Source organism: uncultured Roseibium sp., from assembly GCF_963675095.2.
Lineage (GTDB): Bacteria > Pseudomonadota > Alphaproteobacteria > Rhizobiales > Stappiaceae > Roseibium.
This window is the reverse complement of the sequence record NZ_CAXXSJ010000067.1, coordinates 1-11,321: the sequence shown is the minus strand read 5'-3', so window position 1 is coordinate 11,321 and position 11,321 is coordinate 1. Positions and strand designations below refer to the sequence as shown.

The following is an 11,321-nucleotide window of genomic DNA, read 5'->3' as shown; positions in this document are numbered from 1 at the left end:
CCTGACCCCGATGGAAGCCGAACTGGCTCCGCGGGGACGTGGCGTCGCGCGCCTGCATCGCCAGCCCGTGTGGCGGGCCGCCGGCCGACTTGCGGAATTGCCGCGCTGGACCGGCTCCGCGGCGGCTCTGGGCTTCTTAAGCCTCACCATCACCTACGGCATCATCCTCGGCGGCTACGGCCGGGAGGTCTCCGATGCGCTTCTGTCGGCTGTCGGTTTCGAGATCGAAGCCGTGAAGTTGTCCGGCCAGCGCGAAACCAACGAGTTCCAGATCCTGGAAGCGCTGGAAATCCAGGAAGGCTCTTCGCTCGCCTTGTTCGATGCGGATGCCGCCAGGAAGCGCCTGACCGATATCGCCTGGGTGAAGAACGCTTCGGTGATGAAGCTCTATCCGGGAACGATCCAGGTCAATCTGGAAGAACGCGTTCCTTACGCGCTGTGGCAGCGCGGCGATGTGGTCTCGATCATCAACGAGGCCGGGGACGTGATTACGGACGATGTCGACGGCCGCTACGCCAACCTGCTCCTGGTCGTGAACCACGGCGCGCAGTACCGCGCGAATGAAATCATAACGGCCCTTGAAAAGGTGCCGGGTCTGCGCTCGCGGGTCCGGGCGGCCTTTCTGGTCGGTGAAAGACGTTGGGACCTGATGCTGGAAAACGGCATTTCCATCCGTTTGCCGGAAGAAAACATGGATGTGGCTCTTGCCGACGTGGTGACCATGGATGAGCAGAACGGTCTCCTGTCCCGCGACATCGTCGCGGTGGACGTGCGACTGGCGGACCGGGTCGTCGTTCGGCTTTCCGACGAGGCCCTGGAACGACGCAAGGAAGAAGGCAAGGGGCGCGGACAGGTGGCTTCGGCCCGGGGGCACAACACATGAAGAAGTCCCGGTCCAATCTCTATCTGCCGCGCATGCGACCCCTGCCGGGGCGCCGCGCCGTCGTGATGTCCGTTCTCGACGTCGGCTCGACCAAGATCTGCTGTCTGATTGCCAAGTTGACGCCGCGCGACGAAGGCGCGGTCCTGTCCGGCCGGTCCCATTCGGTCGAGGTACTCGGCTACGGCTATCAGCGCTCGCGCGGGATCAAGTCCGGTGTCGTCGTCGATATGGATGCCGCCGAACATGCCATCCGCCTGGCCGTGGATTCCGCCGAACGCATGGCCGGTGTCACCGTTGAATCCCTGATCGCCAACGTAAGCTGCGGCCGGCTGCAGAGCGAGATCTTCTCCGCCGGGGTGCCGCTTGCCGGTGAATCGGTCACGGAAGCCGATATCCAGCGGGTGCTGTCGGCCGGGTCGTCCCATTCGGTGACCGAGGGCCGGGCCGTGACCCATGCCCTGCCGATTTCCTATTCGCTCGACGGCAACCGGGGTATCCGTGATCCGCGCGGCATGATGGGCCACAAGCTCGGCGTCGACATGCAGGTGGTCACCGCCGAGGTGCCGCCGGTACGCAATCTGGAACTGTGCATCAACCGCGGGCACCTGCATGTGGAGACCCTGGTCGCCACACCGTTCGCCAGCGGCCTGTCGACCCTTGTCGACGATGAAACCGAACTCGGCGTCGCCTGTATCGACATGGGCGGCGGCACGACGACCCTTTCGGTGTTCGTCGAAGGTCAGATGGTTCACCTGGATGCGATCGCCGTCGGCGGGCACCATGTGACCACGGATATCGCCAGGGCCTTCGCTACGCGCCTGCAGGATGCGGAGCGGCTGAAGACCCTGCACGGATCGCCGATCGTCAGCAGTTCCGATGACCGGGACATGCTCACGGTCCCGTCGCTGGAAGGCGATGGCGATCTGCCAAATCAGATCCCCCGCTCGGCGCTGACCCGTGTCATCCGCCCGCGGGTGGAGGAAATCCTCGAACTCGTGCGGGATCGTCTGACGGCCTCCGGCTTTGCCGGACGTGTCGGCAAACAGATCGTGCTGACCGGCGGAGCCAGTCAGCTCACGGGTTTGGGTGAAGTTGCGCGCCGGGTCCTGGGGCGTAACGTTCGTCTGGGCCGGCCATTAGGCGTCGCCGGTCTCCCCGAAGCTGCGAAAGGACCGGCATTTGCCACGGCGGTCGGTCTTCTCATCTATCCCCAGGTCGCACAGATCGAACAGTTCGAGCACAAGAACCGCCGGACCGGCTGGGGTGGACAATCTGGTTACCTGGCCCGTGTCGGCCAGTGGCTCAGGGAAAGTTTCTGACGATATGAGCCAAGGACAGGAACCGCCGGTGACGGCTGACGAGATTAGGGAAGAAGAGGGAGCCCCCGTATCGGGTGCCCCAGTGGGTCGCGAGGATAACATGACCATCAACCTGAAGATGCCCGACATTCAGGAGCTGAAGCCGAGAATTACGGTCTTCGGCGTAGGCGGCGCGGGCGGAAACGCCGTCAATAACATGATCACTGCCGGTCTCCAGGGCTGCGACTTCGTCGTGGCCAACACGGATGCCCAGGCTCTTGCCATGAACCATTCCGAACGGCTCGTCCAGATGGGCGTCGCGGTCACGGAAGGTCTTGGTGCCGGTTCTCAGCCCGAAGTGGGCAGCGCCGCGGCCGAGGAGGTGATCGACGAGATCAATGACCACCTGAGCGGATCGCACATGGTGTTCATCACCGCCGGCATGGGCGGCGGTACCGGAACGGGGGCCGCACCGGTCATCGCCCGGGCCGCCCGCGAGCAGGGTATACTGACGGTAGGTGTGGTCACCAAGCCGTTCCAGTTCGAAGGCGCACGGCGGATGCGCATTGCAGATTCCGGCATCGAGGAACTGCAGAAGAACGTCGATACGCTGATCGTCATTCCGAACCAGAACCTGTTCCGGATCGCGAATGCGCAGACGACCTTCGCCGATGCCTTCGCCATGGCTGACCAGGTTCTCTACTCCGGTGTTGCCTGCATCACCGACCTGATGGTCAAGGAAGGCCTGATCAACCTGGACTTCGCCGATGTCCGCTCCGTGATGCGCGGCATGGGCAAGGCGATGATGGGGACCGGCGAGGCAAGCGGCGAGAAACGCGCCCAGCAGGCGGCAGAGGCGGCAATCGCCAATCCGCTGCTCGACGAATCCTCCATGAAGGGCGCCAAGGGCCTGCTGATTTCCATCACCGGCGGCAACGACCTGACGCTGTTCGAGGTGGACGAAGCGGCAACCCGTATCCGCGAGGAAGTGGATGCGGATGCCAACATCATCCTCGGGGCAACCTTTGACGAGAGCCTCGACGGCATCATCCGGGTTTCCGTCGTCGCAACCGGGATCGACCGGGAAGCGGGTGCGCAGGATCTGCCTTATCAGATGGCCGCACCGGTCATCGCGAGCAAGCCGAAGGTGGAGACGGCGCCTGCGCCTGTCGCAGCCAAGCCTGAATCTTCGTTGGATGAAGCCGCCAGGAAGGCGGTTGCCAGCCTCGAGCGCGAACTTGCGCTTCCGGACTCCGCCGGTGTAACCGCTGCGTCCGACCCGGACGTGGAGATCAAGCCGTTCCGTCCGGCGCCGGACATGCTCAGCGACAAGACGCCCGCCGTCGACCTGGATGCGGAAGCCCCGATTGCCGCTGCAGCGGAGGAACCGGTCAACAGGCCGTATATCCCGCCGGTTGCCGAACAGCACAGTCCGTCGCCGCGCATGCCGCGGGTCGAGGACTTCCCGCCGATCGCGCAACGGGAAATCCAGGCCCGACAGGTTGCCGCGGCACCCGCCGCAGCCAAGCTGGCGGCGGCAGAACGGGCCGCTCCTGCGCCCGCTCCGCGTGACGTGCATCATCACGACGAGTACGACGAGGAACGCCGTCCCATGGGTCTGCTGCGCCGTCTGGCCAGCGGCCTGGGCCGCCGGGACGAGCATGACGAGGACGAGGGCTATCACGAGCATCATGCGGAACCGCAGGTTCAGCAACCTGCTCCGGTCGCCGCCGCACGTCCCGCAGCTCCCAGGGCTCCCGCGCCGCGCCCGAGTTCGGACGGTGCTTCCGGCCAGCTCGACGCGACCGGACGTGCCGCACCGAAGCCGATGTCTGCGGCGGATGACGAGCAGCTGGAAATCCCGGCATTCCTGCGAAGACAGTCGAACTGATTCGCCGCTTTGCCTTCTTCCCTGTGGACAGCCCGGAGCATCGCTCCGGGCTGTTTCCGTTGCGTCAAAATTTGTTGATTAATTTCAATGTGTTGCGATGCTGCATCGCGTTACAAACCGTAATAAAGCTTTATTTCATGTCCCGGGGGGGACTCGAGTATGTTCCTGTCCAAGACGCAATCGTTAACAGTTCGTAATGCGCATATGCACATTTAGAGCGGGTTTCCAGATGCGAAATCGAAAGGCCGGGGCAGAATGACCAACCACATTGATCGCCAGACAACTCTTGCAGATCAGGTAACGCTTACCGGCATTGGTGTTCATTCCGGAAAGCCGGCGGGTATCACGCTCCTTCCCGCGGATGCGGGCACCGGTATCGTATTCCAGCGCACGGACAAGGATGACGCGGCAGAAATGCCAGCGCTCTGGAACCGGGTGACCCAGACCGCCCTGCAGACCGTGCTCGGCGATCCGTCCGATAACGGCATGTCGACCGTCGAACATCTGATGGCGGCGCTGTCCGGCATGGGGATCGACAATCTGATCGTCGAAATCGACGGTCCGGAAATGCCGATCATGGACGGCTCGAGCGCCGCGTTCGTGGACGCCATCGACCAGGTGGGCATCAAATATCTGGACCGCGGCCGCCGCTACCTGAAAATCAAGAAGCCGGTTCGGGTCGACAACGGCAGTGCATGGTGCGAACTCAAGCCCTATGACGGCACGCGTTTTGAAATCACCATTGATTTCGACACCCCGCTGATCGGCCGCCAGACGTTTGCTTCCGACATGACGCCGCAGGTGTTCCGTGAAGACCTGTCCCGTGCGCGCACCTTCGGTTACGTGAAGGACGTCGAGCAGCTCTGGAAGATGGGTTTTGCTCTTGGATCGTCCCTTGAGAATTCGGTGGCGATTGCCGAAGACAAGGTGCTCAATCCGGAAGGCACCCGCTGGCCCGACGAATTCGCCCGTCACAAGGCGCTGGACGCGGTTGGCGATCTGTCGCTTGCCGGGTTGCCGATCCTTGGCATGTACCGTTCCTACAAGGGCGGGCACAAGATGAACAACGCGATTCTCGCCAAGCTGTTCGAAGACAAGAGCGCTTACGAGATCGTCGAGGCGCCCGCGTTCCGCGAAATCGGACATGCGGAAAACGCCGGTCTGGCCGCAGCCGCGTTCGGTCCGGACGTCTCCTGAGCCGGGAAACACCGGTCTTTTAAAACGGGCAGGGCGGTCGAAATTTACTCTCCGCCACAAAAAAGCTCAAAAAAAGCGACACATGACGCTCTTGGGGCGTGACGGCGGCCTTTTATTTCCGCTAAACATCCCGCGTCGAGCAATGTAGATGACCGTTTCGGATCTGCCTGGTCCCTGATATCAGCCAGGGCGGATCCCGGGGAAGGAGTGCAAGGGTGAAGCTTAAGGACCTGCGTCCGGTTAAACGGGGCGGCAATCGAACCACCGCATTCCTGAATGTCGCTGTTCTCGGACTTTCCCTGACGCTGGGTGCCTGTACTTCGAAGGACGATGTCGACGATCTCGCTCTCAACGACACGCCGCCCGAGGTTCTCTACAACGAGGGACTATCCTTGCGCGCGCAGGGCAAGCTGCGCGATGCAGGAGACAAGTTCGAGGAACTCGACAAGCTTTATCCCTATTCGGAATACGCCAAGAAATCGCTGGTCAACCTGGCCTACCTGAACTTCAGCAGGGGGAAGTACACGGAGGCCATCTCCGCGGCCAAGCGGTTCCTGACGCTTTATCCGGGCAGCGATGACGCGGCTTACGCGCTCTATATCATCGGCCAGTGCTATTTCCGCCAGATGCCGGATATCACCCGCGACCAGGAAATGACGGAAAAGGCGATGTCCGCCTTCCGGGAACTGATCCAGCGTTATCCCGATTCCGAATACACCGCCGATGCCGAAAAGAAACTGCTGATCACGCAGGACCAGCTCGCCGGCAAGGAAATGCAGGTCGGGCGTTTCTATCTGAAGAAACGCAACTACATAGCCTCCATCAACCGGTTCAAGACGGTGGTGATCAACTATCAGACCACGCGTCACGTCGAAGAAGCTTTGTTCCGTTTGACCGAATCCTACTATGCGCTCGGTGTCGTCAACGAAGCGCAGACGGCTGCGGCCGTTCTGGGACACAACTTCCCGGACAGCCAGTGGTACAAGGATGCCTATTCGCTGCTGACCAAGGGCGGTTACGAACCGTCTGAAGATTCCGGCAGCTGGATCAGTAAGGCGTTCAAGGGCATCAACGTCTTTTAAGCGGGGATCGCGCGTGTTGGAGGCGATGCGCGCGGCAATCGTTTTGCTGCTTGTAACCGGTCTGATCGGCTCATACCATTCGCAGACATGATAGGTATAAGTTCTCTGTTTTGATTCGGAGCTTTCCGTCCATGCTGGTTGCGCTGTCCATTCGCGACATCGTATTGATAGACCGTCTCGATCTCGACTTCGCCGCGGGCATGTCGGTGCTGACCGGTGAGACCGGGGCCGGCAAATCCATTTTGCTGGACGCCTTGTCGCTCGCGATCGGCGGGCGGGGCGATGCGGATCTGGTGCGCCATGGCGAAGCCCAGGGGCAGGTGACGGCCGTCTTCGATGTGCCCGGCGATCACGCGGCCCGGGCTCTCTTGCGGGAAAACGGCGTCGATGACGACGGCGATCTCATCCTCAGGCGCATCCAGACGTCGGATGGCCGCACACGCGCCTTCATCAACGATCAACCCGTCAGTGTTGGCCTCATGCGCCAGGCGGGCACGCTTCTGGTCGAGATCCACGGCCAGCACGACGACCGGGCTCTGGTCGATCCCGACAGCCACCGGCTCCTGATCGACTCCTTCGGCGGTTTGACCGACGACGTGGACGCGCTCGGAGAGGCTTACAAGGCGTTTAAAGCCGCCGAGAAAGCCGTTCGCGACCATGAGGCGCGGATCGAAACGGCGCGTCAGGAAGCCGATTACCTGAAAAGCGCGGTCAGTGAACTGACCGCCCTTGCCCCAAAGGCAGGTGAGGAAGACGATCTGGCCGCCCGACGGACCAGCATGATGCAGGTGGAGAAGATCGCCGGCGACCTGAACGAGGCGTTCGAGACGCTGAACGGTACGGCATCGCCGATCCCGGAACTGGCCAGTCTGCTGCGGCGTATGGAACGCAAGACGGAGCAGGCTCCCGCTCTTTTGACCGGCCCGGTGACGGCGCTTGCCAGCGCGCTCGACAATCTGGAAGAGGCACGCAGCGGGCTGGAAACCGCCGTACATGAGACCGACTTCGACCCGCGCGAACTGGAAGCAGCTGAGGAGCGGCTGTTCGCCCTGCGCGCGGCGTCGCGCAAATTTTCGGTTCCGGTGGACGAGTTGGCCGGGCTTTGCGCCCGCATGAGCGAGGATCTCGCCGATCTGGATGCGGGCGAGGACAAGCTGGCGGCGCTGAAGGCAACCGCGGTCAAGACCCGGGACGCCTACGACAAGAAGGCAAACACGCTTTCAAAAGCCCGGGAAAAGGCGGCGCGGCAGCTTGAAAAGGCCGTTGGCCAGGAACTGCCCGCGCTGAAGCTCGAACGGGCCCGGTTCATCGTCGAACTGACGAGCGATCCGGAAAACCGGTCGCGGACCGGCATCGATCAGATGGAATTTTACGTTCAGACCAACCCGGGCACGAAACCCGGGCCGATGATGAAGGTGGCTTCAGGCGGTGAGCTGTCCCGCTTCCTGCTGGCGCTGAAGGTGTCGCTGGCGGACAAGGGCTCCGCGCCGACGCTGGTGTTCGACGAAATCGATACAGGCGTCGGCGGTGCGGTGGCGGAAGCGATCGGCGTCCGCCTCGCCCGGCTTGCGGCCAATGTACAGGTGCTGACGGTGACCCATGCGCCGCAGGTGGCCGCACGGGCCGCCGGTCATTTCCTGATTGCCAAGGAAGAGGCCCATCCGGAGCGGGTTGCGACCCGGGTTCGCCGGATCGATGAAGACCACCGGCGCGAGGAAATCGCCCGCATGCTGGCCGGCAGCGTGATTACCGAGGAAGCGCGTGCTGCGGCCGGCAAGCTGATCACGGAAGCGACCGGCTGACGGCTTCCGGCGATATCTGCCGGCGATATCTGTTTGGGTGAATGGGGCCACAATGACCGAAAAATCCGATTCCGCTGCCGCTATCGCCGTGGAGGCGCTGACACTGGAACAGGCGGAAGCCGAACTGACGCGTCTGGCGGCGGAAATCGCGGAACATGACCGGCATTATTTCGCCGAGGACGCGCCCACCGTCTCCGATGCGGAATACGATGCGCTGCGCAAGCTCAACAATGCGATCGAGGCCAGGTTTCCGGAGCTGATCCGGGCGGACAGTCCGTCTCAGCGGGTCGGTGCCGAACCCACATCCGGCTTCGGCAAGATCACGCACAAGATCCCGATGCTGTCGCTGGACAATGCCTTCGACGATGACGACGTGCGCGACTTTGTTGGCCGGGTCCGCCGCTTTCTGAAATTCGATCCGCTGATGGGCGCGCTCTGTGTGACCGCCGAACCGAAGATCGACGGGCTGTCCCTGTCGCTGCGCTATGAAGGCGGCAAGCTGGTGAGCGCGGCCACCCGGGGCGACGGTACGGTCGGCGAGAACGTGACCGCCAATGCGCGCACCATCGCCGATATTCCGCAGGTGCTGAAGGGCGAGGCGCCGGATGTGGCGGAGATCCGCGGCGAGGTTTATATGGCCCACGCGGATTTCCAGTCGCTCAACGAACGCATGGCGGCCAATGGCGGCAAGGTCTTCGCAAACCCGCGCAACGCGGCGGCGGGGTCTCTGCGCCAGCTCAATCCGGACATTACGGCGTCTCGCCCCTTGCGGTTCTTTGCCTATGCCTGGGGCGAAATGAGCGAACTGCCGGCCGATACCCAGATGGGGATGGTCCAGGCCATCGGCGACTGGGGTTTTTCCATCAATCCGAAGATGCAGCGCTGCGAAACCGTCGAAGACCTGATTGCCGTCTATCACGGGATCGAGGAAGAGCGGGCAACGCTCGGCTACGATATCGACGGGGTCGTCTACAAGGTCGACCGGCTGGACCTGCAGGAGCGGCTCGGCTTCGTCTCCCGCTCGCCCCGCTGGGCGATTGCGCACAAGTTTCCGGCGGAACAGGCCTTCACCATCCTGAACGACATCGAGATCCAGGTCGGGCGAACCGGCGCGCTGACGCCGGTCGCCAAGCTGGAACCGGTCACCGTCGGGGGCGTGGTCGTCTCCAACGCGACGCTGCACAACGAGGACTACATCAAGGGTATCGGCCAGGACGGCGAACCGCTTCGCGGCGGCAAGGATCTGCGCATCGGCGACACCGTGAAGATCCAGCGCGCCGGCGACGTGATCCCGCAGGTGATCGATGTGGATCTCGACAAGCGCCCTGAAAATGCCGAGCCTTTCGAATTTCCAACCGTGTGTCCGGCTTGCGGTAGCCATGCGGTGCGCGAGATCCATCCGAAGACCGGTCGTCAGGACGCGGTGCGCCGTTGCACCGGCGGGCTGATCTGCCCGGCCCAGGCGACGGAAAAGCTCAAGCACTTCGTTTCGCGCAACGCCTTCGATATCGAGGGCTTCGGCGACAAACAGGTGGATGCCTTTTACACGGACGGGCTGGTGATGGCGCCGGCTGACATCTTCACCCTGGAAGAACGGGACCGGCGGGCGCTGACCAAGCTGCGCAATCGGGAAGGCTGGGGCGCGGTGTCGGCGCGCAACCTGTTCGAGGCGATCAACGCCCGGCGCGAGATCGACCTGCACCGCTTCATCTTCGCGCTCGGCATCCGTCATGTGGGCGAGGGCAACGCCAAGCTCCTGGCCCGCTATTACGGCTCTTGGGACGCCTTCTACCAGGCGATGCAGAAGGCCCATGACCATGGCAGCGACGCCTGGGCGGAATTGAACGACATCGATGGCATCGGCACGATCGTCGCCGAGGCGGTCACCGAGTTCTTCGCCGAAAGCCACAACCGGGACCAGCTCACCGCGCTCCTGGGACAGGTCACGCCGAAGGACGCGGAAAAGATCGACGCCGGAGACAGCCCGGTCGCCGGCAAGACGATTGTCTTTACCGGATCGCTGGAGCGCATGACCCGCGACGAGGCCAAGGCCATGGCCGAACGCTTCGGCGCCAAGGTTTCCGGTTCGGTGTCAAAAAGACCGACCTCGTCGTCGCGGGACCTGGCGCGGGCTCGAAACTGACCAAGGCCCAGGAACTGGACGTCGAGGTAATTTCCGAAGACGACTGGTTCGATCTGGTGGGGGCGTGAGGGCTGCTAGTCGTCTTCATGTCCAGGCGGTCGCGGCGCGCTGGGAAAAGAAGAGCAGCTTGGGGAGCGCCATGATCGCGTTTGAGGGAAACTTCAAATAGTAGACGTGCCAGGGGGGATAGCCGATGTCACGCAGCCGCCTGACCACGAGCGAGAGACCCGCCGCCCCGTGCAGGAAAATGAGGGCAGTGACGAAATGGACGCCGCCTTCGGTCCTGGTATAGGCGGTGGTTACCTCTTCCGCGATGAGGGCAGCCGTCGTTACCACGGTTCCGGCCAGAAAGCCGTATACCTGCGTTCTGGTGGCGTAGCCCCATACCTTGTAAAAGCGCACCAGGGCCTCAAGGTAGGCCAAGGCAAGGTCTTTCAGAAGTTTCATGGTCCCTCATTCTTGATGAGGCCACATTCTACCTGAGCGGAGTTACGTTCCCGTATATGAAGCGGGGCGGTGAAAAGAACATCTCGATGTTATCGCCGGATGCTTTAAGCGGCAGCATTTGATCTTTTCCCGCAAATTCTCTCACTTCAAGCCTCGCCCTGGGGCCTCTTGTTGCTATATTGTTCTCTTGAGATCTCACAGATTCGCGAAAGTGTGGTATGGCAGACCCGAACGGGTATTCGGATGATTGGGAACGGATCGAGCCGAACTTCGAGCCCGCACCGCCCGCGCGCGCCGGGAATGGCGCCGGCGGCGGGATTGCCGCGCGGGCCATGGCGGCGCGGCGCGCGCCTGATTATCTCGACGGATTGAACCCGGAACAGCGGCTGGCTGTGGAGACGATCAACGGTCCGGTTCTGGTGCTCGCCGGTGCGGGGACCGGCAAGACCCGGGTTCTGACCACCCGTATCGCGCATATTCTTGCGACTGGAGCCGCGCGGCCATCTGAAATCCTGGCGGTGACCTTCACCAACAAGGCCGCGCGCGAGATGAAGGAGCGGATCGCCACCTTCATCGGC

General features: G+C 62.7%; 8 protein-coding genes and 1 pseudogene. 8 read left to right on the top strand and 1 reads right to left on the bottom strand.

Annotated features, from left to right (window positions below; genetic code table 11):
* The first annotated feature begins 10 nt into the window (after positions 1–10).
* From ABIN98_RS26190 to ligA, 7 genes and pseudogenes are all read left to right on the top strand, one after another.
* Positions 11–883 (top strand): cell division protein FtsQ/DivIB, encoded by an 873-nt coding sequence (locus ABIN98_RS26190; protein ID WP_346914721.1) that lies wholly within the window; start codon positions 11–13, stop codon positions 881–883.
* Complete coding sequence (ftsA, locus tag ABIN98_RS26185; RefSeq protein ID WP_346914719.1) at positions 880–2,202, top strand: cell division protein FtsA; 1,323 nt, start codon at positions 880–882, stop codon at positions 2,200–2,202. The genes ABIN98_RS26190 and ftsA overlap by 4 nt, the downstream gene beginning before the upstream one ends.
* Before the next feature lie 100 nt (positions 2,203–2,302).
* Positions 2,303–4,072, top strand: coding sequence for a cell division protein FtsZ (gene ftsZ, locus ABIN98_RS26180; RefSeq protein WP_346914717.1), 1,770 nt, complete (start codon positions 2,303–2,305; stop codon positions 4,070–4,072).
* A 255-nt stretch (positions 4,073–4,327) separates the two neighbouring features.
* Positions 4,328–5,269, top strand: coding sequence for a UDP-3-O-acyl-N-acetylglucosamine deacetylase (lpxC, locus tag ABIN98_RS26175; RefSeq protein WP_346914715.1), 942 nt, complete (start codon positions 4,328–4,330; stop codon positions 5,267–5,269).
* Positions 5,270–5,484: 215 nt separating this feature from the next.
* On the top strand, positions 5,485–6,351 hold the full coding sequence (locus ABIN98_RS26170; protein ID WP_394701629.1) for an outer membrane protein assembly factor BamD: 867 nt from the start codon (positions 5,485–5,487) through the stop codon (positions 6,349–6,351).
* A gap of 131 nt (positions 6,352–6,482) precedes the next feature.
* Positions 6,483–8,153 (top strand): DNA repair protein RecN, encoded by a 1,671-nt coding sequence (gene recN, locus ABIN98_RS26165; protein ID WP_346914713.1) that lies wholly within the window; start codon positions 6,483–6,485, stop codon positions 8,151–8,153.
* 52 nt (positions 8,154–8,205) lie between these two features.
* Positions 8,206–10,364, top strand: a pseudogene (gene ligA / locus ABIN98_RS26160) (NAD-dependent DNA ligase LigA).
* A gap of 16 nt (positions 10,365–10,380) precedes the next feature.
* Here the strand turns inward: ligA and ABIN98_RS26155 are convergent.
* On the bottom strand, positions 10,381–10,743 hold the full coding sequence (locus ABIN98_RS26155) for a hypothetical protein (protein ID WP_346914711.1): 363 nt from the start codon (positions 10,741–10,743) through the stop codon (positions 10,381–10,383).
* Positions 10,744–10,961: 218 nt separating this feature from the next.
* On the opposite strand from ABIN98_RS26155, the gene ABIN98_RS26150 reads away from it, so the two are divergent.
* Positions 10,962–11,321 (top strand): UvrD-helicase domain-containing protein (locus ABIN98_RS26150; protein WP_346914709.1); only part of this gene is annotated, 360 nt, incomplete at its 3' end.

Bases quoted from the DNA above. Each gene is read 5' to 3' on its own strand.
- ftsZ (WP_346914717.1), top strand. From the start codon at position 2,303: ATGACCATCAACCTGAAGATGCCCGACATTCAGGAGCTGAAGCCGAGA.
- ABIN98_RS26190 (WP_346914721.1), top strand. From the start codon at position 11: ATGGAAGCCGAACTGGCTCCGCGGGGACGTGGCGTCGCGCGCCTGCAT.
- ABIN98_RS26155 (WP_346914711.1), bottom strand. From the start codon at position 10,743: ATGAAACTTCTGAAAGACCTTGCCTTGGCCTACCTTGAGGCCCTGGTG.
- ftsA (WP_346914719.1), top strand. From the start codon at position 880: ATGAAGAAGTCCCGGTCCAATCTCTATCTGCCGCGCATGCGACCCCTG.
- lpxC (WP_346914715.1), top strand. From the start codon at position 4,328: ATGACCAACCACATTGATCGCCAGACAACTCTTGCAGATCAGGTAACG.
- recN (WP_346914713.1), top strand. From the start codon at position 6,483: ATGCTGGTTGCGCTGTCCATTCGCGACATCGTATTGATAGACCGTCTC.